At 57.6% G+C, this 22,192-nt stretch carries 18 protein-coding genes, 1 tRNA gene, 2 rRNA genes and 1 riboswitch (1 of these 22 cut by a window edge); of the genes, 17 read left to right on the forward strand and 4 right to left on the reverse strand.

The window, feature by feature from the left end; all coding sequences use genetic code 11:
* From EGT36_RS06180 to recQ, 4 genes are all read left to right on the forward strand, one after another.
* Positions 1–1,724 (forward strand): 23S ribosomal RNA (locus tag EGT36_RS06180); it begins 1,075 nt to the left of the window's first position.
* Between the two features lie 264 nt (positions 1,725–1,988).
* A 5S ribosomal RNA gene (rrf, locus tag EGT36_RS06185) occupies positions 1,989–2,103 on the forward strand.
* A 219-nt stretch (positions 2,104–2,322) separates the two neighbouring features.
* Positions 2,323–2,399, forward strand: a tRNA-Met gene (locus tag EGT36_RS06190).
* Between the two features lie 402 nt (positions 2,400–2,801).
* Positions 2,802–4,601 (forward strand): DNA helicase RecQ, encoded by a 1,800-nt coding sequence (recQ, locus tag EGT36_RS06195; protein ID WP_037089648.1) that lies wholly within the window; start codon positions 2,802–2,804, stop codon positions 4,599–4,601.
* Positions 4,602–4,652: 51 nt separating this feature from the next.
* On the opposite strand, the gene EGT36_RS06200 is transcribed toward recQ, so the two are convergent.
* Positions 4,653–5,885 (reverse strand): ROK family transcriptional regulator, encoded by a 1,233-nt coding sequence (locus EGT36_RS06200; RefSeq protein ID WP_004439004.1) that lies wholly within the window; start codon positions 5,883–5,885, stop codon positions 4,653–4,655.
* Positions 5,886–6,149: 264 nt separating this feature from the next.
* On the opposite strand from EGT36_RS06200, the gene EGT36_RS06205 reads away from it, so the two are divergent.
* The 8 genes from EGT36_RS06205 to nrdF all read left to right on the forward strand — a co-directional run bounded on the left by EGT36_RS06205 (position 6,150) and on the right by nrdF (position 14,336).
* Positions 6,150–7,172 (forward strand): sugar ABC transporter substrate-binding protein, encoded by a 1,023-nt coding sequence (locus EGT36_RS06205; RefSeq protein WP_004439006.1) that lies wholly within the window; start codon positions 6,150–6,152, stop codon positions 7,170–7,172.
* 224 nt (positions 7,173–7,396) lie between these two features.
* Positions 7,397–8,479: an ABC transporter permease gene (locus EGT36_RS06210; RefSeq protein ID WP_004439008.1), complete on the forward strand. Its 1,083-nt coding sequence runs from the start codon at positions 7,397–7,399 to the stop codon at positions 8,477–8,479.
* A complete protein-coding gene (locus EGT36_RS06215; protein WP_037089587.1) occupies positions 8,479–9,261 on the forward strand; it encodes an ATP-binding cassette domain-containing protein in 783 nt (260 codons plus the stop codon). Before EGT36_RS06210 ends, EGT36_RS06215 begins: the two co-directional genes overlap by 1 nt.
* Positions 9,258–9,887, forward strand: a complete 630-nt coding sequence (locus tag EGT36_RS06220; protein ID WP_037089585.1) for a nucleoside triphosphate hydrolase — start codon at positions 9,258–9,260, stop codon at positions 9,885–9,887. Before EGT36_RS06215 ends, EGT36_RS06220 begins: the two co-directional genes overlap by 4 nt.
* 132 nt (positions 9,888–10,019) lie before the next feature.
* A riboswitch (cobalamin riboswitch) is annotated at positions 10,020–10,243 on the forward strand.
* Positions 10,244–10,539: 296 nt separating this feature from the next.
* The gene (gene nrdH, locus EGT36_RS06225) at positions 10,540–10,761 is read left to right on the forward strand and encodes a glutaredoxin-like protein NrdH (protein WP_125270132.1); all 222 of its coding nucleotides are present in this window, start codon (positions 10,540–10,542) and stop codon (positions 10,759–10,761) included.
* Between the two features lie 11 nt (positions 10,762–10,772).
* The gene (gene nrdI / locus EGT36_RS06230; protein WP_037089581.1) at positions 10,773–11,171 is read left to right on the forward strand and encodes a class Ib ribonucleoside-diphosphate reductase assembly flavoprotein NrdI; all 399 of its coding nucleotides are present in this window, start codon (positions 10,773–10,775) and stop codon (positions 11,169–11,171) included.
* Positions 11,159–13,345 (forward strand): class 1b ribonucleoside-diphosphate reductase subunit alpha, encoded by a 2,187-nt coding sequence (gene nrdE / locus EGT36_RS06235; protein WP_081950447.1) that lies wholly within the window; start codon positions 11,159–11,161, stop codon positions 13,343–13,345. The genes nrdI and nrdE overlap by 13 nt, the downstream gene beginning before the upstream one ends.
* A 16-nt stretch (positions 13,346–13,361) precedes the next feature.
* Positions 13,362–14,336 carry a class 1b ribonucleoside-diphosphate reductase subunit beta gene (gene nrdF, locus EGT36_RS06240; protein ID WP_004439022.1) on the forward strand — a complete coding sequence of 325 codons (975 nt, stop codon included), beginning with the start codon at positions 13,362–13,364 and terminating at the stop codon, positions 14,334–14,336.
* Positions 14,337–14,361: 25 nt separating this feature from the next.
* Here the strand turns inward: nrdF and EGT36_RS06245 are convergent, their stop codons facing one another.
* Positions 14,362–15,474: an alpha/beta hydrolase gene (locus tag EGT36_RS06245; protein ID WP_037089579.1), complete on the reverse strand. Its 1,113-nt coding sequence runs from the start codon at positions 15,472–15,474 to the stop codon at positions 14,362–14,364.
* Positions 15,475–15,626: 152 nt separating this feature from the next.
* Here EGT36_RS06245 and recF point away from each other — a divergent pair, with 152 nt between their 5' ends.
* From recF to EGT36_RS06260, 3 genes are read left to right on the forward strand one after another with little or no spacing between them, the layout of a single operon-like run.
* Positions 15,627–16,754 carry a DNA replication/repair protein RecF gene (gene recF / locus EGT36_RS06250; RefSeq protein WP_037089578.1) on the forward strand — a complete coding sequence of 376 codons (1,128 nt, stop codon included), beginning with the start codon at positions 15,627–15,629 and terminating at the stop codon, positions 16,752–16,754.
* A 22-nt stretch (positions 16,755–16,776) separates the two neighbouring features.
* A complete protein-coding gene (locus EGT36_RS06255; RefSeq protein WP_037089577.1) occupies positions 16,777–17,544 on the forward strand; it encodes a molybdopterin-synthase adenylyltransferase MoeB in 768 nt (255 codons plus the stop codon).
* On the forward strand, positions 17,541–18,017 hold the full coding sequence (locus tag EGT36_RS06260; protein WP_037089576.1) for a GNAT family N-acetyltransferase: 477 nt from the start codon (positions 17,541–17,543) through the stop codon (positions 18,015–18,017). The genes EGT36_RS06255 and EGT36_RS06260 overlap by 4 nt, the downstream gene beginning before the upstream one ends.
* Positions 18,018–18,076: 59 nt before the next feature.
* Here the strand turns inward: EGT36_RS06260 and EGT36_RS06265 are convergent, their stop codons facing one another.
* Positions 18,077–19,081 (reverse strand): 2-hydroxyacid dehydrogenase, encoded by a 1,005-nt coding sequence (locus EGT36_RS06265; RefSeq protein ID WP_004439034.1) that lies wholly within the window; start codon positions 19,079–19,081, stop codon positions 18,077–18,079.
* 180 nt (positions 19,082–19,261) lie between these two features.
* On the opposite strand from EGT36_RS06265, the gene EGT36_RS06270 reads away from it, so the two are divergent.
* Entirely contained in the window at positions 19,262–19,795 is a 534-nt protein-coding gene (locus tag EGT36_RS06270; protein ID WP_034496360.1) for an SH3 domain-containing protein, read from the forward strand.
* Here the strand turns inward: EGT36_RS06270 and EGT36_RS06275 are convergent.
* Positions 19,788–20,780, reverse strand: a complete 993-nt coding sequence (locus EGT36_RS06275; RefSeq protein WP_004439040.1) for an adenosine kinase — start codon at positions 20,778–20,780, stop codon at positions 19,788–19,790. The two genes, EGT36_RS06270 and EGT36_RS06275, sit on opposite strands and share 8 nt — an antisense overlap.
* Positions 20,781–21,244: 464 nt before the next feature.
* Here EGT36_RS06275 and EGT36_RS06280 point away from each other — a divergent pair, with 464 nt between their 5' ends.
* Positions 21,245–22,189: an AEC family transporter gene (locus tag EGT36_RS06280; protein ID WP_037089574.1), complete on the forward strand. Its 945-nt coding sequence runs from the start codon at positions 21,245–21,247 to the stop codon at positions 22,187–22,189.
* The last annotated feature ends 3 nt before the right edge of the window (positions 22,190–22,192 follow it).

Genomic DNA, 22,192 nt, shown 5'->3' on the forward strand with positions numbered 1-22,192 from the left:
GATCCCAAAACAACCAGGATGTTGGCTTAGAAGCAGCCATCATTTAAAGAAAGCGTAACAGCTCACTGGTCTAAATAAGGGTCTTTGCGCCGAAAATGTAACGGGGCTAAAGCCATGCACCGAAGCTGAGGATTTGCAGCAATGCAAGTGGTAGCGGAGCGTTCCGTAAGTCTGTGAAGGCGGACCCGTGAGGGCTGCTGGAGATATCGGAAGTGCGAATGTTGACATGAGTAACGATAAAGGGAGTGAGAGACTCCCTCGCCGAAAGACCAAGGGTTCCTGCTTAAAGTTAATCTGAGCAGGGTTAGCCGGCCCCTAAGACGAGGCGGACACGCGTAGTCGATGGGAACCACGTTAATATTCGTGGGCCTGGTGGTAGTGACGGATCTCGTGTGTTGTTCAACCTTATTGGATTGGTTGGGCGGCGAAGAGGTTCCAGGAAATAGCTCCACCGTATAGACCGTACCCGAAACCGACACAGGTGGTCAGGTAGAGTATACCAAGGCGCTTGAGAGAACTATGTTGAAGGAACTCGGCAAATTGCACGCGTAACTTCGGAAGAAGCGTGACCCTTTTGTACGCAAGTATGATGGGGTGGCACAGACCAGGGGGTAGCGACTGTTTATCAAAAACACAGGGCTCTGCGAAGTAGCAATACGACGTATAGGGTCTGACGCCTGCCCGGTGCTGGAAGGTTAAAGGGAGGGGTGCAAGCTCTGAACTGAAGCCCCAGTAAACGGCGGCCGTAACTATAACGGTCCTAAGGTAGCGAAATTCCTTGTCGGGTAAGTTCCGACCTGCACGAATGGCGTAACGACTTCCCCGCTGTCTCCAACATAGACTCAGTGAAATTGAATTCCCCGTGAAGATGCGGGGTTCCTGCGGTCAGACGGAAAGACCCCGTGCACCTTTACTATAGCTTTACACTGGCATTCGCCAAGGCATGTGTAGGATAGGTGGTAGGCTTTGAAGCAGGGACGCCAGTTTCTGTGGAGCCATCCTTGAAATACCACCCTTATCTTCGTGGATGTCTAACCGCGGTCCGTTATCCGGATCCGGGACAGTGTATGGTGGGTAGTTTGACTGGGGCGGTCGCCTCCGAAAGAGTAACGGAGGCGCGCGATGGTTAGCTCAGACCGGTCGGAAATCGGTCGTCGAGTGCAATGGCATAAGCTAGCCTGACTGCGAGACTGACAAGTCGAGCAGAGACGAAAGTCGGTCATAGTGATCCGGTGGTCCCGTGTGGAAGGGCCATCGCTCAACGGATAAAAGGTACGCCGGGGATAACAGGCTGATGACCCCCAAGAGTCCATATCGACGGGGTTGTTTGGCACCTCGATGTCGACTCATCGCATCCTGGGGCTGGAGCAGGTCCCAAGGGTATGGCTGTTCGCCATTTAAAGCGGTACGTGAGTTGGGTTCAGAACGTCGTGAGACAGTTCGGTCCCTATCTGCCGTGGGTGTAGGAATATTGACAGGATCTGTCCCTAGTACGAGAGGACCGGGATGGACGTATCTCTGGTGGATCTGTTGTCCTGCCAAGGGCATAGCAGAGTAGCTATATACGGAATGGATAACCGCTGAAGGCATCTAAGCGGGAAACCAACCTGAAAACGAGTGTTCCCTATCAGAGCCGTGGAAGACGACCACGTTGATAGGACGGGTGTGGAAGCACAGCAATGTGTGAAGCTTACCGTTACTAATAGCTCGATCGACTTCTTCGTTCCCATTGTTCATGCTCATCAAGCGGAGCTTGATGATCTGTTCTGTCTTCACGCTGACGTGGCCTTCGGCCACTACGCTGCAGACGGCGCGCCAAACGATTGGCGACGGACTAGCGTCCTGTATGGGCGCCACGCTCGACCTCGAGCAAGGCAACATACGGATAAGTCACAGAAACGACGTGTAAATTAAATAGAGCCTTGAGCTCTCCAGCTTCTCGAAAATAACGTTCATGTGAAAACATGAACAATGTTGCGTTTTGCCGACCTGGTGGTTATCGCGGGGCGGCTGCACCCGTTCCCATTCCGAACACGGCCGTGAAACGCCCCAGCGCCAATGGTACTTCGTCTCAAGACGCGGGAGAGTAGGTCGCTGCCAGGTCTGCAAAACGCATCAAAATCTTCTCATCACATCCCTCGGCCCAGCCGAAAAAAAAGGGCCGCCAAAAGCGGCCTTTTGCAGTTTAAGACAAAACTTAAGGAAAACGCCAAGTGCGTCCCTTACAGGAGATAAATTGCTCCGCAATTTACTCCGGCAAAGATCCGTCGTCGCTAAAGCAACGACGTAACCGCGACATTCGGCCTTGCCGAATGCGCTGGACGCGGGGTGGAGCAGCCCGGTAGCTCGTCAGGCTCATAACCTGAAGGCCGCAGGTTCAAATCCTGCCCCCGCAACCAAAATTACGAAGAAAGCAAACACGAAAGCCCTCTCCCAAAAGAGGGCTTTCTCGCGTTTTGGGCATAGCATAACACTAGCACAAATCCGGCCCCGAGCACCCGCGGCAAGTGGATGCACCCAAACACAGTCGAACACTCCGAAAACAACCCGGCTTCACAAAGTCCCGGATGCGACCGTGGCCCGAAGCCGTGCAATCTGAAGCCATACAGGAAGCCGCTCGTTCCAAGGGTCCCTCCGGGGAGGCCAGACCGGATGGCTTGTGATGTTGGCGTGCCTCAAGCGGTTTCTGTACGCCAACGCCTGACGCAGCTTCTGTCTCTGTGGCCAATTCCACATTCGGGATTGCCATGGAACCGAAACTGGCGATGATGCGCCATCCTCCAGACACAGAAGAAGAAGCCGTGAACGACGATCCGTTGCAAATCCTCAAGACCGTTTACGGCTATGACAGCTTCCGTGGGCGACAGGCGGAAATCATTCGGCATGTCACGTCCGGAAACAACGCCTTCGTGCTGATGCCGACGGGTGGTGGAAAGTCACTGTGTTACCAGATTCCGGCGCTCGCCCGCAAAGGCATGGGGCTGATCGTCTCGCCGCTGATCGCGTTGATGGTCGATCAGGTGGCGGCGCTTCGGCAGGCCGGCGTGCGGGCCGAGGCACTCAACTCCGACCTTTCGCCAGAAGAGCGGCGTGCGCTCTGGCAGGCCATGCGCTCCGGAAATGTCGATATTCTCTATGCTGCGCCGGAAACCCTTCTCAAACCGGAGGTTCTGGAGGCACTTCAATCCATTGATCTGTCGCTGATCGCTGTCGACGAGGCTCACTGCCTTTCGCAATGGGGGCACGACTTCCGTCCGCCCTATCGCCAACTCGATCTGCTTATCGAGCGTTTTCCGAATACGCCGCGCATGGCGCTGACGGCAACAGCCGACGAACCTACCCGCGCCGAAATCCTCGGCCATCTGGATATCAAAGCGGACGATGCCTTCATCGCGGGTTTCGATCGTCCCAATATCCGCTACGCGATCATGGAAAAGGATAATCCCCGCGCTCAACTCAGACGTTTTCTGAAAGACCGGGAAGACCAAAGCGGCATCGTTTACTGCCTGTCGAAACGCAAGGTCGAGGAAACGGCCGCCTGGCTGCGCGAAGAAGGACGTGACGCACTGCCTTATCATGCAGGCATGGACAAAGCCGCGCGGGAGGAGAACCAGACCCGTTTCCAGCACGGCGAAGCCGTCATCATCGTCGCGACGGTTGCCTTCGGCATGGGCATCGACAAACCGGACGTACGTTTTGTCGTCCATATTGATCTGCCCGGCAGCATTGAAGCCTATTATCAGGAGACCGGCCGCGCAGGCCGTGATGGTCTCCCGTCCGACGTGCTCATGCTCTACGGTTATGAAGACATTGCGTTGCGTAATCGTTTCATCGAGGAATCGGACGCGGCGGATCAGCGCAAACATATGGAGCGGCAAAAGCTGGACGCGCTGCTCGGTCTTGCGGAGACGGCAAGCTGCCGCAGGCAGATATTGCTTTCCTATTTCGGCGACAGATGCGAGCCGTGCGGCAATTGCGATACATGCGCGGAGCCGCCGGATCTGTTCGACGGCGCCATAGCCGCACAAAAACTGCTTTCCTGTATTTACCGTACCGGAGAAAGATTCGGACAAGCCTATGTCATCCGCGTCCTGCTGGGCCTCGAAGACGAAAGGATTTCCCGATTCGGGCATGATCGCATAACCACTTATGGCATCGGTAAGGAGCACGACAATCGCACCTGGCGCGCCATTCTTCGCCAGCTGGTCGCGTTGCGACTGATTGATGTCGATTTGTCCGGACATGGCGGATTGTCCATTTCCGCCGACGGGAGGCAGTTCCTGCGTGAAAAACCGTCGCTGATGCTGAGAATACCATCTGCGCCCCGGCAGCAGGCGCCGCGAAACGCCGCATCGGCCGCCCTGCCAGAGGCTGACCGCGGCCTCTTCGAAGTTCTGCGCGCAAAACGCATGGAAATCGCTCGAGCACAGAACGTTCCGCCTTATGTGATTTTTCACGATAAGACGCTCATCGAGCTTGCCGCCGCAAAACCGGTCTCCGTGAAGGAGATGGCGCAGATTGCAGGCGTGGGGGATACCAAACTGGAACGTTACGGTCCGGCCTTTCTTGAGGCGATCATGCAGCATGCCGCCAGCGACTGACCGGCCGACACCCAGAGGAAATCCCGTCAGAAAAAAGTCACATGAGCCGGGTCAGCCGGTCGTGTCTTTAAACAGAACGTTCTGATCGATGAGGTAACGGGAAAACAAGGGCAGGCTGGCGCCACCGATTGCACGCGCCTGGCTGCCGACGGCGCCTTCGACGATCTCCGGCAGCGTGACGCCCTGAAGATCGTGGCGTTTGAGCGCCTCCCGGGTGGCGGCAACGATCCTTGTCCTGACCCAGTCCGGAAAGCCGCCATCAATGATGACGCTGGAAAAATCGATGATGGATGCTGCGGCGATGACAGCCTGGGCTAGGGCTGCCGCAGTTTTTCCGATCCAGCTTTCCAGCGGTTCGCCAAAATCGATCCATTCGTCGGGCGAGAACCAGAGGGGGCGCGGATCGATGCCTCTTTCGCGCAGCATGTTCTCAAGAACGAAGATGGATGCGATTTTGAGGAGCTGAACGGTATTACCATCCTCCCCCTGGACGGGCAGTGGGCCGATTGCGCCTGCCGTACCGGTCTTTCCAGAAAATAGCGCTGAATTCAGGACAACGCCGCCGCCTATGAAGGAGCCGATAAAGACGTAGAGAAAATCGGTATAATTCTGGCCCGCACCAAATACCAGTTCAGCACCGCAGGCGCTGGTTGCGTCATTCTGCAGAAACACCGGGTAGCTGACGTTTTCGGCGATGCCCGCCCGAATATCGACATCCCGCCACCGTTCCATCTCAATCTGCGGCGCCCCGACCTCCTGCGCCCAGTTCCAGAGTTCGAACGGGGCGGCGATACCCACACCGGCTATTTTCTGCCGTTCTGCGGGGGAAAGCTTCGATTCCAGTTCCGCCATACCCTCGATCACGAAGGGTAATATCCATTCCGGCAGCGGATAGGGGTAGGTCCTGCGAAGCTTGAGCCTGATGTGGCCGACAAAATCCATCAACACCAGATCGACGCTGCGCCGGCCGATCTTGACACCGAAGGAGAACACGGCGTCGGGATTGAGGCGCATTGGGGTCGATGGTTGGCCGACCCTGCCGCGCAGCCTTTCGCCGCGGATGAGAAGTCCGTCCTTTTCGAGTGAGCGCATGATAACCGAAACGGTCTGCGCGGAGAGACCACAAAGTCTGGCAATTTCGGCTTTTGACAACCCGCCATGGCGGCGAACGAGAGAGAGCACAAGCCGCTCGTTATAAGCGCGTACACCGATCTGGTTGGCGCCACCGCTCATATCCATGGTAGTGGGCGGCGCTTGCTGCGCCGTCTCGACAGATTGTCTCATAATGTCATCCTCCCGCCTTCCATATCTGCCGCGGCCGATACAGCTGGCTTTATGGCAATCTTGCTATCGCAACGTAAACGTCATTGGCGATATTCCTCCATGCCGGGCCTCAGAATGCCATACAGAATTAATAATTCAATCGGATTTATTTATTGACAGCCGTTTCCTTTGGTGGTTCCATCGGAGCTAACGATCATTGTTCTCGGAGGAGACGAGATCGTCGGGTAGCCGAATAGGTGCTCAAATATCCATTGGGAGGATCTCATGAAGACCACTGTTTCCGCTCTTCTGGGCGCGCTTGCGCTTGGCGTTTCTTTCGCTTCCGCCGCTTCCGCCGCCGACACATCTGTTTGCCTCATCACCAAGACCGACACCAATCCATTCTTCGTCAAGATGAAGGAAGGCGCGACTGCCAAGGCCAAGGAGCTTGGTGTGACGCTGAAATCCTACGCAGGCAAGATCGACGGCGATTCCGAAAGCCAGGTCGCAGCGATCGAGACCTGCATCGCCGATGGCGCCAAAGGTATTCTGATCACAGCATCGGATACCAAAGGCATCGTTCCGGCCGTGCAGAAGGCACGTGATGCGGGGCTTCTGGTCATTGCTCTCGACACGCCTCTGGAGCCTGTCGATGCCGCTGATTCCACCTTCGCAACCGACAATCTTCTGGCTGGCGAACTGATCGGTAAGTGGGCCGCCGGCACGCTGGGCGACAAGGCCAAGGACGCAAAAATCGCCTTCCTCAACCTCACCCCTTCCCAGCCGACTGTGGATGTGCTGCGCAACCAGGGCTTCATGAAGGGCTTTGGCATTGATGTGAAGGACATCAACAAGATCGGTGACGAGAACGACCCGCGTATCGTGGGCCACGATGTCACCAATGGTAACGAGGAAGGCGGCCGTGCGGCGATGGAGAATCTGCTGCAGAAGGACCCGACCATCAATGTTGTCCACACCATCAACGAACCTGCGGCTGCCGGCGCTTATGAGGCGCTGAAGGCCGTCGGCCGCGAAAAGGACGTGCTGATCGTTTCCGTCGATGGCGGTTGCCCGGGCGTCAAGAACGTCGCGGAGGGCGTTATCGGCGCGACCTCGCAGCAATATCCGCTGTTGATGGCGGCGCTTGGCGTCGAAGCCGTCAAGAAGTTTGCGGACACGGGTGAAAAGCCGAAGCCGACAGCAGGCAAGAACTTTGTCGACACCGGCGTGACGCTGGTAACCGACAAGCCGGTCAAGGGCCTCGACTCGATCGATACGAAGGAAGGTCTCAACAAATGCTGGGGCTGATGCCTCACCGTTGAAACCCGCGGGGGCATTCGTGCCCCCGCCCTTGGGCCAGAATGAATATCAGGCACGATCCGGGGGATCGGACAAAGGAACAAACGAGCGCGTTGCGCGCCCTTCGGGGATGACAAAGGCCGCTTCAACACTTTGAAATCTACGCATCACTCTCTTTGGAGATAGACCTCGGTGTCAGGGCGGATGCGATGGAGCGATCGGGAGGAAAATCCATGAGCGATCAGCCGGTGCGGGCTCAGCCGCATAATGAATTTGAAAAAGTGCTCTCCGGAAGTTCGACGCAGGTCGCCGCTTTCGATACGCACGACAAGAGCGCGCTGGAAAAATTCCAGCACTTTCTCCATTCCAGCCCGGCGGCAGTGCCGCTTATCGTTCTGGTGCTGTCGCTGATTATTTTCGGCCTGCTCCTCGGCGGCAAGTTTTTCTCGGCCTTTTCGCTGACCCTCATCCTGCAGCAGGTCGCGATCGTCGGCATCGTCGGCGCGGCACAGTCGCTGGTCATCCTGACGGCGGGCATCGACCTTTCGGTCGGCGCGATCATGGTTCTGTCCTCGGTCGTCATGGGGCAGTTCACTTTCCGTTACGGTCTGCCAGCGGAGCTCTCCATTCTCTGTGGTCTCGCCGTTGGCGCATTTTGCGGCTTCATAAACGGCGTTCTGGTTTCGCGCATGCGCCTGCCGCCTTTTATCGTCACGCTTGGCATGTGGCAGATCGTGCTCGCGACCAACTTCCTCTATTCCGCAAATGAGACGATCCGGGCTCAGGATATTGCCCAGCAGGCACCGATCCTGCAATTTTTCGGCGCCAATCTTCGTATAGGCAATGCGGTCTTCACCTACGGCGTCATCGCCATGGTTCTGCTTGTTGCTCTGCTCTGGTATGTCCTGAACCGCACCGCCTGGGGCCGCCATCTTTATGCCGTGGGTGACGATCCGGATGCCGCAGAGCTCGCCGGTGTCAATGTCAAACGTATGCTGACCACTGTTTACACCCTGTCAGGCCTAATCTGCGCCTTTGCCGGTTGGGCTCTCATCGGCCGCATCGGGTCGGTTTCGCCGACTGCTGGCCAATTTGCCAACATCGAATCGATCACGGCGGTGGTTATCGGCGGTCTGTCACTGTTCGGTGGACGCGGCTCCATCATGGGCATGATCTTCGGCGCCCTGATCGTCGGCGTCTTTTCGCTCGGCCTCAGGCTTATCGGGACAGACCCGCAATGGACCTATTTGTTGATCGGCGTCCTCATCATCTTGGCTGTCGCAATCGACCAGTGGATCAGAAAGGTAGCAGGCTGATGACAAAAGAACCCATTCTCACAGCACGCAATCTCGTTAAGCGCTATGGCCGTGTGACGGCCCTGGATCACGCCGATTTCGATCTCTATCCGGGCGAAATCCTGGCCGTGATCGGCGACAACGGCGCCGGAAAATCCTCTCTCATCAAGGCGATTTCAGGGGCGGTTACGCCCGATGAGGGGGAAATCCGGCTGGAGGGCCAGCCTGTGCAGTTCCGTTCGCCGATTGAGGCGCGCAAGGCGGGTATTGAGACCGTCTATCAAAACCTGGCCTTGTCTCCAGCACTTTCCATAGCCGACAATATGTTTCTTGGCCGGGAAATCCGTAAGCCTGGCATACAGGGCAGCCTCTTCCGCGCGCTGGATCGTCCGGCCATGGAAAAATTCGCCCGCGAAAAACTGTCGGAACTCGGCCTGATGACGATCCAGAACATCAATCAGGCGGTGGAAACCCTCTCGGGCGGTCAGCGCCAGGGCGTCGCGGTGGCACGTGCAGCCGCCTTCGGTTCCAAGGTCGTGATCCTTGACGAACCGACTGCCGCGCTTGGGGTCAAGGAGAGCCGCCGTGTCCTGGAACTTATTCTCGACGTGCGTTCCCGCGGCCTGCCGATCGTTCTGATTTCGCATAACATGCCGCATGTTTTCGAGGTTGCCGACCGCATCCATATCCATCGGCTTGGCAAGCGCCTGTGCGTCATCAACCCGAAGGACTATTCCATGTCGGATGCCGTCGCCTTCATGACCGGTGCCAAGGAAGCACCGAGGGAAACGCTCGCCGCATGACGCTGAAGCTTGAGACGATCGTCGAAGAGGTTCTTCAGCGGGCAGAAGGCCACTCCCGTTTCATCGTCGCGATTGCCGGTCCCCCTGGGGCCGGCAAATCCACGTTGGCGGATGCTCTTTGCGACGCCTTGCGCGCACGAGGCGAAACGGCCGCCATTCTGCCCATGGACGGCTTCCATATGGACAATGGCATCCTCGAAGAGCGAGGACTGCTGCCAAGGAAGGGTGCGCCGGAAACATTCGATGTTCGTGGCTTCCTCGATATCGTCTCCGCCGTCCGCAAGGGCGGGCAGGAGGTACTTGTCCCGGTGTTTGATCGCTCCCGTGAAATCGCCATTGCGTCTGCCCGTGCGATTGCTCCGGAAACACGCTTCATCCTCGCCGAGGGCAATTATCTGCTGCTGAACGAAGCGCCCTGGACAAACCTTTCCGGGAGCTTTGATCTCACTATCTTCGTGGGTCCGTCCGTCGCCATGCTGGAAGAGAGGCTGCGAAACAGATGGCTGGGTTACGGTCTCGATGCAGCTCAGATCCACGCCAAGCTTTTCGCAAACGATCTTCCTAATGGGAAAAGGGTGATCGAAAACGCCCGTCCCGCCGATATCCATATCGATATCTGGGAATAGATTAACATCTTCATCTCCCGCGCGGTGTGTCCGGCCCGCCGTTAAGTCATTGTTGACCATGTGTTGAATCTTTTTGATCCACAGGGCGGGGCTTTTGTGTGTCTATTTATTGACGAGAAAATTTCCTCATATACTATATGTGGTGTTCGAGGTTCTTCCGATTCGCAAGGATTGAGAGCTAAGACGGGAATTCGGTGCGTAACGCCATCATGGTGAAGCAAGGCCGAAACTGCCCCCGCAACTGTAAGCGGCGAGCATCGTTCCGATTTGAGTCACTGGAGCTGAGCGCTCCGGGAAGGCCGGAATAGATGTTGTGACCCGCAAGTCAGGAGACCTGCCTTGAGCGCAAACGTCCACGGGCGGGGTGTCCGGAGGAAGGTGTAGACGCAGATGATTTGCGTGCGCCCTTTTCTGCCCCCTCCAGAACAAGCTTCGGGGTGAAGTCATGCCAGTGCATATTTTTGAGTTGCTACGCTCATCTGCGTAGGGAGTGATTTTCTGCGGCTTTCAGCAGTTCCAGGAGAACCAGTCGGATTTCCCGAGAAAACTCCGAGAGAGCACGCCCCACCTGAATGACAAAACCACTGCCGCCCGATTGCGATTGCAATCGGCAACGCTTTGCCGCGTCCAAAATAGCTTCGAAAGGGAAATTATGACCATCACCGTTTACAGCAAACCCGCCTGCGTCCAGTGCACCGCCACCTATCGCGCGCTCGACTGCATAGGCGTTCCCTATGAGATCGTCGATATTTCCGAAGATGCTGACGCTCTCGATCATGTCCGTGGTCTCGGTTACGTGCAGGTTCCGGTGGTGGTTGCCGGCGAACGCCATTGGGCGGGGTTCCGGCCGGACATGATCGGCTCGATCGGCTGAGGCGGCAGGCGATGGGTCTGATCGTCTATTATTCCAGTCGTTCCGAAAACACCCATCGTTTCCTTCTGAAACTGGGGCGGCGGTTGCTTCGCCTGCCGCTCGGCGCTGAGGATGACGTGCCTCAGGTGTCGGAACCCTATGTGCTCGTCACGCCCACCTATGGCGGCGGCGGCACCAAGGGGGCCGTGCCGAAGCCGGTCATCCGGTTTTTAAACGAGCCCTCCAACCGCAATCTCATTCTTGGCGTCATCGCGGCGGGAAACACCAATTTTGGCGCAGCTTTCGCATCCGCCGGAGATATCGTCTCGCGCAAATGCGCAGTGCCGTTTCTCTATCGCTTCGAGCTTCTCGGCACTGAGGAGGATGTCGCCAACGTCAAACATGGATTGGAACGATTTTGGACACGCTGACCGCTAGCGCGCTGCGCAAGGACACCAAACAGCCAACAGCCGCAAGCCAGACGCCGCTCGATGCAGGCCTGGACTACCACGCGCTGAACGCGATGTTGAACCTTTATGACGAGAACGGAAAAATCCAGCTCGACAAGGATCGTCTTGCTGCCCGTCAATATTTCCTCCAGCACGTCAACCAGAACACGGTGTTTTTCCATAACCTCAGGGAAAAGCTCGATTATCTGGTAGCGGAGGGCTACTACGAACAGGAGGTGCTGGACCAGTATTCCTTCAATTTCGTTCGTGACCTCTATGACGAGGCCTATGCCCGAAAATTCCGCTTTCCGACCTTCCTCGGTGCGTTCAAATATTACACGTCCTACACGCTGAAGACCTTCGACGGAAAACGTTATCTGGAGCGTTACGAGGATCGCGTCTGCATGGTGGCGCTTTCCCTTGCGCGCGGTGATGAGCAGCTGGCACGCAATCTGGTCGACGAGATCATTTCCGGCCGCTTCCAGCCGGCGACCCCGACGTTCCTGAACGCGGGCAAGAAGAGCCGCGGCGAGCTGGTCTCCTGTTTCCTGCTGCGCGTGGAAGACAATATGGAAAGCATCGGCCGCTCCATCAATTCGGCGCTGCAGCTCTCCAAGCGTGGTGGCGGCGTTGCCCTTTCACTGACCAATATTCGCGAGGCTGGCGCGCCGATCAAACAGATCGAAAACCAGTCCTCCGGTGTCATACCCGTGATGAAGCTACTGGAAGATTCGTTTTCCTATGCCAACCAGCTCGGCGCCCGCCAGGGCGCGGGTGCTGTCTATCTGCATGCCCACCACCCCGACATCATGCGTTTCCTCGATACCAAGCGTGAAAACGCCGACGAAAAAATCCGCATCAAGACCCTGTCGCTCGGCGTCGTCATCCCCGACATCACCTTCGAGCTCGCCCGCAACAACGAGGATATGTATCTGTTCTCCCCCTATGATGTGGAGCGGGTCTACGGCGTGCCCTTCACCGAAATCTCGGTGACGGAAAAATACCACGAGATGGTCGCCGACAGCCGCATCCGCAAGAAGAAGATCAAGGCGCGCGAATTCTTCCAGGTGATCGCCGAAATCCAGTTCGAGAGCGGTTATCCCTACATCATGTTTGAGGATACGGTGAACCGCGCCAATCCGATTGCCGGTCGCATCAGCATGAGCAATCTCTGCTCGGAAATCCTGCAGGTCAGCGAAGCGAGCGCGTTCAACGCCGATCTCTCCTATAGTCACATGGGCAAGGATATTTCCTGCAATCTCGGTTCATTGAATATCGCCGCGGCAATGGATTCGGCCGATTTCGGGAAGACCATTGAAACCTCCATCAGGGCACTGACGGCGGTGTCGGACATGAGCCACATCTCCTCCGTTCCGTCTGTTGAAAAGGGAAATGACGAAAGCCATGCCATCGGGCTCGGTCAGATGAACCTGCACGGTTATCTGGCGCGCGAGCGCATCTTTTATGGCTCGGAGGAAGGCATAGATTTCACCAATATCTATTTCTACACCGTGACGTATCACGCTATCCGCGCCAGCAACCGGCTGGCGGTGGAAAGAGGCCAGAGCTTCAAGGGCTTTGAAAACTCCAAATATGCCTCGGGCGAATATTTCGACAAATATACCGACCGGGAATGGTTGCCCGCGACGGAGAAGGTCCGCGACTTGTTCGAAAAGGCCGGTATCGCCATTCCGACCCAGGAAGACTGGAAGGTCTTGAAGCAGGAAGTTATGGCATCAGGCCTCTATAACCAGAACCTTCAGGCCGTGCCGCCGACAGGCTCGATCTCCTATATCAACCACTCCACATCCTCCATTCATCCGATCGTTTCGAAGATTGAAATCCGTAAAGAGGGAAAGATTGGTCGCGTTTATTACCCGGCTTCTTATCTCTCGAACGACAATCTCGAGTATTACCAGGATGCCTATGAGATTGGCCCGGAAAAAATCATTGATACCTACGCGGCGGCTACCCAGCATGTCGATCAGGGCCTGTCTCTGACGCTGTTCTTCCGTGATACGGCCACGACCCGCGACATCAACCGGGCACAGATTTATGCCTGGAAGAAGGGCATCAAGACCATCTACTACATCCGTTTGCGCCAGATGGCGCTGGAAGGCACGCAGGTTCAGGGCTGCGTTTCCTGCACGCTCTGATTTGAGGGACAAGACAATGAACATCGCCGTAAAACCTGTGTCCCGCATCCGCGCGGTCAACTGGAACCGCATCGAGGACGACAAGGACCTGGAAGTCTGGAACCGCCTGACCTCGAATTTCTGGCTGCCGGAAAAGGTGCCGCTTTCCAACGACATCCCCTCCTGGGGAACACTGAGGCCCGAGGAGCAGAAACTGACGATCCGTGTCTTCACCGGCCTGACATTGCTGGACACAATCCAGAACGGCGTCGGCGCGGTGCGCCTGATGGCAGATTCGGCAACACCGCATGAGGAGGCGGTTCTCTCAAACATTTCATTCATGGAAGCGGTGCACGCCCGGTCCTATTCATCGATCTTCTCGACGCTCTGCCTGACACCTGACGTCGATGATGCCTATCGCTGGTCGGAGGAAAACGAGTTCCTGCAGCGCAAATCCGCACTCATAATGCGGGAATATGACAGCGGTGATCCGCTGAAGAAAAAGATCGCCAGCGTCTTTCTGGAAAGCTTCCTGTTCTATTCCGGCTTCTACCTGCCGATGTTCTGGTCAAGCCGCGCCAAGCTTACCAACACGGCGGACCTGATCCGCCTGATCATCCGCGACGAGGCCGTGCACGGCTATTATATCGGCTACAAGTTCCAAAGGGCGGTAGACCGCCTTAATGAAAACGAAAGGCAGGAGATCAAGGATTTCGCCTTCGACCTGCTTCTTGAGCTTTACGATAACGAGGCAAAATATACCGAGGACCTCTATGACGGCGTCGGCCTGACCGAGGACGTCAAGCAGTTCCTGCACTACAACGCCAATAAGGCCCTGATGAATCTGGGTTACGAGGCACTGTTTCCCGCCGAGGCTTGCCGGGTCAATCCGGCGATCCTTTCAGCGCTCTCGCCCAATGCAGATGAGAACCACGACTTCTTCTCCGGCTCCGGCTCGTCCTACGTCATCGGCAAGGCGGTCGCGACCGAGGACGAAGACTGGGACTTTTGAAACCTTTGGGTAACCCGCAGTATTTTTACTGCGGGTTCACCACCTGGCTGGCAAGCCGGAAGGGGCTCGATACGGTCGCGCCGATGGCATCGAACACGAAAGCGCCCGCACGGCCGATGCCGTTTTGTCCATTGCCGTTGCGGCTTGCCTCCAGCTGCGGCACGAGTGACGCCAAAGCAGCATAGCGGTCGTGGTTGAGCGGGTCCGACGCCTTCAGCTTGGAAATATCCACGAACTGAACGCCCTCCTTGAGCGCGGCGTCCTGCACCTTCGGATCCGTGACGTCAAGTGCGCCGATCCGCGTGACGTCTGCGCCCAGTATGGAGGAGGCTTTCAGGGCGCGGTCGTCCTTGGAAACCAGAACGGTGAGCGGGGGGGTGAGCCTGCCAACCACCTCGATCTGTTTGCGGAAGACATCGGCATCGATGTCGGGCGCGGCAAGAACCACCTGCAGCTTGGCAATAACGTCGCTTCGCCCCTCGAAACGCAATTGGCGTAGCGCTTCCATGACCAGCCAGCCGCCCATGCTATGGCCGAAAACGACAATGTTCTTGCGTGGAGAACGGCGTGTGAGGTCTGTCAGCAGATTGGCGAGTGCGTCACGGGAGTAGGTCGCCGATTCCTTGTCGGCAACGTAGCCGGCGACATTCGCCTGCGAGGGCCAGGAAAATACCAGCGGCACACCATCCAGATTGGCATCGGCTGCCATCTGCGCTGCCCGGAAAAGCGCTTCCTGATAGCTGTAATTATAGCCATGCACGAAAAGCGCAATCTGCTTGCCGGAGCGGGTGATATCTCCGAGGTCATCGTTGAAACGAGCCTTGCTCAACATCTGCGCCTGCGTGACGACAAAATCCTTCTTCGCGTCGGGTTTGCCGGTCGACCACTCAATTTTTCCACTCTTGTGGGTGGGCGGTATCGAAATGTCGAAGCGGGCATAATTCGGTTCGGCCGCTCTGAGCGCACTGAAGCCCTTTTTGGCCTCCTCGCTTTTTTCGCGCGTGCTTGCCACATAGGCGGTCACGATTTTGGCATCCTTCGCCCTGGTGTCGACCGCTTGCAGCACGTCCGCTCCCGGCCGTCCGGCGCAGGAGGAAAGAAGACCGAGCATGATGAAAAGAGGCAGAAGGAGACGCATGGAAGAGTTACCGGTGATAACGAACCGGCTATAAATAGCCGCCCGCTAAAAAAGTTGCCACTACTGAATAATTCGCATGGTTTCGGCGCTAGGCAATAAACATGGACAAGAGCCGCCTTGCCATCGGGGCAGCTTCGTTTTAGGCCGTAACCATGACGAACAAGGTCTCGCTTTCCCGACTGAAACTCACGGACTTCCGCAACTACGCGGTAGCGTCGCTTTCCCTGGATGACCGCCATGTGGTGCTGACCGGCGACAATGGGTCCGGCAAGACCAACCTTCTGGAGGCGGTGTCGTTTCTGTCGCCCGGACGCGGACTTCGCCGCGCGGTCCTGTCCGACGTCACGCGCGTGGGTGCGCAAGCCACCGGCTTTTCGATTTTCGCAGATGTCGACGGCATGGATGGCGAGGTCGCGATCGGCACGGGGATTGAAGGCGATGGCGAGGTGGTGTCGCGCCGGCTGCGGCTGAACGGGACGCCTGTCAAATCCGTCGATGAATTGACCGACCATCTGCGTGTCCTGTGGCTCACCCCCGCCATGGACGGCCTTTTTACAGGCTCATCGTCTGACCGCCGGCGTTTCCTTGACCGACTTGTGCTTTCGCTTGATCCCGCCCATGGTCGACGCGCCAGCGATTTTGACAAAGCTATGCGTGGGCGTAACAGACTGCTTTCCGAGGGCCGTTTTGATCCGGTCTGGCTGGACGGTATCGAAAAGCAGATGGCTGAACTCGGCATCTCCATGGCGGTTGCCCGTTATGAGATGCTCGGCCTGCTCCGGAGTTTGATCGAAGGGCGGACGGGCGATGCGGCCTTCCCCTCAGCGGCGCTGTCGCTTTCCGGCTTTATGGATGATGGCCTGAACCGTCCCGCCGTCGATCTGGAAGACGAATATGGCTTGATGCTGCGTGAAGGTCGCTACCGGGACGCCGCCGCCGGGCGCACGCTTGATGGGCCGCACCGTGTCGATCTCTTCGTGCGGCATGCGGAAAAGGACATGGAAGCCGAACGCTGTTCGACGGGGGAGCAGAAGGCGCTGCTGGTGGGTCTGGTGCTCGCGCATGCGCAGCTGACCGCCAACATGACGGGTTATGCACCGGTTCTGCTGCTGGACGAGATTGCCGCTCATCTGGACGAGGGCAGGCGGGCGGCATTGTTCGATCTCATCCACGCGCTGGGGGGACAGAGTTTCATGACTGGAACGGATGCGGCCATGTTCTCCGCCCTTGGCGAGCGGGCACAACTCTTCAATGTATCCCACGGGAGCATCACCGCATGAAGGCAAAGAGAGGGAGTGCGACATGGACCCGCTGAGCCCGGAAGAAATAGAACGCTACAAACGCCATATCCTGCTGCCGGAAATCGGCGGTGCAGGCCAGCAACGGCTGAAGGCCGCGCGCGTGCTGGTCATCGGGGCGGGTGGTCTCGGTGCGCCGGTGCTTCATTATCTCGCCGCCGCCGGCGTCGGCACACTCGGCATGATCGACGATGACGTCGTGTCTCTCTCCAACCTTCAGCGCCAGGTGATCCACGATAGCGGGACGATTGGCGAGCAGAAGACGGAAAGTGCCCGAAAGGCCATTGCTCGCCTTAACCCTCATGTGCGTACAATCGTGTACGAAGACCGCTTTTCGCAGGTCTGGGCGCATGATCATTTGCAATCTTTCGATCTCCTGATTGACGGATCGGACAATTTCGACACTCGATATTCCGCAGCGGACGCGGCGGAAACGGCAAAAAGGCCGCTGGTGACGGGCGCCGTTGGCCGTTTTGATGGTTCTGTGACGGTGCTGAAGCCCTATGAAACAAATGCCGAAGGCACGTTGCTGCCCGGCTATCGTGACCTGTTTCCCGAGCCGCCGCCGCAGGGGCTCATCCCGAATTGTGCGGAAACAGGGATTGTCGGCGCGCTGACGGGCGTTATCGGCACGCTGATGGCCATGGAGGCGATCAAGCTGATCACCGGTGCCGGCGAACCGCTGATTGGCCGTCTGCTCCTCTATGACGCACTGTCGGCGCGTTTCGAAACAGTGCGATACAAGCGGCGTCAAGGGACAAAGAAAACATGATGGAAATCAATAGAATTGGGGACGACTTCGACCGCTGGCATGAATTGCTGGCGCTTATCATGACGTCCTTCGCTTACATGGATGGCGTCATCGACCCACCATCTTCAGCCCATCGCCTGACGCCTGAAAATCTTGCCGAAAAGGCAAGGGCGGAGATTGCTTTCGTAATTTTGGACGGGAATGACCTGCTGGGCTGCCTTTTCTGCAGGCCGGAGCCGCCATCCTGTCTTTACGTCGGCAAATTGTGCGTTTCCCCGAAAGCGCAGGGAAAGGGCATTGGTAAAATGTTGCTGGCGCAAGCCGAGGCCTTGGCCCGTGAACTGGCGCTGCCGGCGCTACGGCTGGAAACCCGGATTGAGCTTGTCGCCAATCATGTAAAGTTCGGGGCTTGGGGTTTCGTCAAGACGGCAGAAAATGCCCATGCGGGATATGATCGCACGACCTCGATCGAGATGACCAAGATCCTCGGCTGAAGCGACTCCCCCCGGCGCGATTGACAAGAACCGGGAGGTCCGATCTTCGGGCCTCTGTTTCAGTTTCGCCCGGGCAACACCCGGTTCGGCGGGCGGTGACCATCGAACAGCGTGCGTATATTGATGATGACCTTGTCACCCATCTCGATGCGGCCTTCGATTGTCGCTGAACCCATATGTGGAAGCAGCACCACCTTGCCTTCCTTGGCAAGCTTGATGAGCTTGGGGTTCACCGCAGGCTCGTTCTCGTAGACATCCAGTCCAGCGCCGGCGATCTTGCCCTCGCGCAGGCACTGGATCATCGCTGCCTCATCGATGATGTCGCCCCGCGCGGTATTGACGATGTAGCTCGTCGGCTGCATCAGCGCGAGCCGCCGGGCGGAAATAAGGTGATAGGTCGCGGGCGTCGAGGGGCAGTTGACCGAAACGATGTCCACCCGCGCGAGCATCTGGTCGAGACTGTCCCAATAGGTCGCTTCGAGCTCCGCCTCCGTCGCCGGATTGACGCGTTTGCGGTTGTGATAGTGAATGGAAAGCCCGAAAGCCTTGGCGCGCCGTGCCACCGCGGTGCCGATGCGGCCCATCCCGACAATACCGATACGCTTGCCGGAAATGCGCCGTCCCAGCATCCAGGTTGGTGACCAGCCGAGCCACTCATCCGCGCCATTGGCAAGGACGCGTGTGCCCTCGATCATGCGGCGCGGTACGGCCAGCACCAGCGCCATGGTGATATCGGCGCTGTCCTCGGTCAGTACGTTGGGCGTGTTCGTCACGGTGATGCCCTTGCGGGCCGCGGCGTCCACATCCACATGGTCGATGCCGTTGGAGAAACTCGCGATCAGCTTCAGCTGCGGTCCAGCCTGCTCGATCATCGGGGCGGTAATGCGATCGGTGACCGTTGGCACCAGCACGTCCACCCGCTGCATGGCGGCGACCAGTTCTTCCTCGCTGCGCGGGGTGTCATCGATATTGAGTTCTGCGTCGAAAAGTTCGCGCATTCGGGTTTCGACGACATCAGGCAATTTGCGGGTGATATAGACTGTCGGTCTCTTCTTGGGGGTCATCGTTTGCCGCTGCCTTGTTCAGAAGTCATTAACCAGAAAGAGCGATAATTTCTTTCAATCAGGGCGTTTCTACCAGACCCACCGGCGAAGACAAACAAAACTCGCTGAAGCTTGAGGCATGTGGAAACGAGCCTCCTTAAATATCATCCGGTTTGCAGAAGGCGGGAAACGGAAATGGGCATGCGCAGTGTGGTTTCTATTGTTTGCATTGCATTGTCTTTGGGCCTCCTCGGTGCGGCAACCGACGCCATGGCGCAGGGCGCCGCGAAAGGCGCCAGCGGCCTGCCGCTGCCGCGTTTTGTCAGCCTGAAATCCAAACGCGTGAACATGCGCATCGGTCCGAGCACGGATTACGCCGTGTCATGGATGTATCTGAAATCCGGGATGCCGGTCGAGATCATCCAGGAATATGAAAACTGGCGGCGCATCCGTGATGCCGATGGGACGGAAGGCTGGGTCAACCAAGCCCTTCTCTCCGGTGAGCGCACGGCCGTCGCTGCCCCATGGATGCGCGGCAAGGGCAAGGAAGTCTATGTCAACATGCGTCGCGAGGCGCAGTCCGGCGCAGCCGTCGTGGCACGGCTTGAGCCGGGCGTGGTCTTCAGGATCGGCGAATGCAATGGGGACTGGTGTCGCGCCGAGGCCGGTCAGGCCTCGGGCTGGGTTTCGCAGGGCGAAATCTGGGGTGCTTACCCGGGTGAAGCCTTTAAATAAGGCCGTGCTTCTCGCCAAGCGCCTTCAGCGATGACATGGGACGAGGCCCGACCTGCTGAATGACAGCGGCAGCCGCAAGGCAGCCAAGCTTGCCGCAATCTTCGAGCGACCGGTCCTGCGTATAACCGAACAGGAAGCCGGCGGCGAAAAGATCGCCCGCACCCGTCGTGTCGACCACGTCATGCACCGGATAGGCATCCACCTTCACGCGTTCCGTGCCGCGCAGGATAACCGCGCCTTCTTCGCTCATCGTCACCGCCGCGATCTTGCAGTCGGCGGCGATCCTGGTCAGCGCAAGCTCGAAGTCGTCGGTTTCATAAAGGGAAAGCGCTTCCTGCTTGTTGGCGAAAACGATATCCACTGTGCCGGAGCGCATCAGATCGAGAAACTCCTCACGGTAACGGCCGACGCAGAAACTGTCGGAAAGCGTCATGGAAACTTCGCGGCCGTTTTCATGAGCAATGCGGGCGCATTCGCGGATCGCATCCTTGGCGCGCGGCGGATCCCACAGATAACCCTCGAAATAGGTGACCTTGGTCTGCGCCACCACGTCATCTTCCACATCCTCAGGGCCCAGATCGACGCAGGCGCCGAGATAGGTGTTCATCGAACGCTCGCCATCTTCGGTCACGAAGATCATCGAACGGGCCGTTGGCGGAAAGGTGCCTTGCGGCTTGGTTTCGAAATAAACGCCCTGAGCGCGGATGTCGTGCTGGAAGATTTCGCCGAGCTGGTCTTCCGCCACCTTGCCGAAATAGGCAGCCTTGCCGCCGAAATTCGCCACACCCGCCGCCGTATTGCCAGCGCTGCCGCCGGAGGCTTCGAGAGCCGGCCCCATCAGCGAATAAAGCAGCTCTGCCCGTTCTGCGTCTATGAGGTTCATCGCCCCTTTGGTAATGGCATTGTCGTTGAGAAAGCGGTCATCGCAGCGGGAAATGATGTCGACGATGGCATTGCCGACAGTCAGTACGTCAAATTTCGTCATTGGCCCTATCCGGTTCGCACGGGGTGTGCGTCTTTTTTCAAAGGTCTTAAACATTTCTGGCGGCAAGAAAAGGCTAAAGCGGAAATATGCGGTTCTGCGCGAAAGAAGACAACGCGTCATTTGCCTGTAATATGGTTAAGCTATCTCTGCGACCAGAGCAGAGGTGTGTGAATGCGTACCGAAGTGGAAGACATGAGGTCTTCTGGCTCAACCGTTATCTCCGCCACGGATGTACTGGCGGCATATAACGGACATAAAAGGCGGGGGAGACCCCGCTTTTTCTTTTAGGCAAACGTCACCATCGCATGGGCCGGACGCCCGCCCGGTAGATGTGGTGCGAAGGCTGCCCAGCCTTCCATGCCGCCATTAAAACCGGAACATGAAGCGTTTTCGCGATTCCATTCCGGCCGAAAAGGCTCTAAAGCGGAGTATCCTCCCGCAAAAGCCGCGAAAGCTTTCCCTCCATGTCTGCCGTTGCCGCGAATGTCGCCCCGATTTTCATTCTCATCCTCATCGGCTGGTTGACCGTGAGAGCTGGCCTCTTCCGGGCAGACGCAGGAGAGATCTTGAGCGACTTCGTCTTCAAGATCGCCGTGCCGACCTTGATTTTCCGTACCCTTGCGGAAGCGAATTTCCACGGTGCCTCGCCGTTCCGGCTCTGGCTCACTTATTTTGCTGGCGTGGCCGTCACCTGGACAGTCGGGCATATCGTCACCCGCCATGTGTTCAAGCAGGATGTCCGCATCGCCGTCATTGCCGGCATCTCCTCGGCCTTTGCGAATAATATCTTCATTGGCCTGCCTCTTGTCGGTCGCTCCGTGGGCGACGAAGGGCTGGTTGCCCTTTCCATCCTGCTCGCCATCCACCTGCCGGTCATGATGATCGCCGGCACGATCCTGATGGAAAATGCAACGCACAAGGCAATCGGTGGAGAAAAGCGCCGCACGGCCGCGGTCTTCAAGCAGGTCGGCAGAAATCTCGTCACCAATCCTCTTGTGATTGGCCTCGTCATAGGGCTTTCGACCAACGTTTCCGGTCTGGTGCTGACGCCTGTCCTGAAAACAGTGGTGGATCAGATCGCCTCCATGGCAGGACCCGCAGCCCTGATCTCGCTGGGCATGGCGCTGACGAAATACACCATCCGCGGCAATATGGGCATTGCCGTCACCATGACTTTTTTTAAACTGTTGCTCCTGCCAGCCTGTGTCTGGGCCATGGGCCATGTACTCGGGCTAAGCCGTGAATGGACGGCGGCGCTTGTCCTCACCTCGTCGGTGCCAACGGGCGTGAATGCCTGGCTCATCGCCAACCGTTTCGGCATCGGCCACAGCGTTGCGGCCTCAACCATCAGCATATCCACGGCGACCGGTGTCCTTTCCGTGTCGCTATGGGCCTGGCTATTGAGCTGATTT

Source organism: Agrobacterium sp. FDAARGOS_525, from assembly GCF_003938925.1.
Classification (GTDB): Bacteria; Pseudomonadota; Alphaproteobacteria; order Rhizobiales; family Rhizobiaceae; genus Agrobacterium; species Agrobacterium pusense.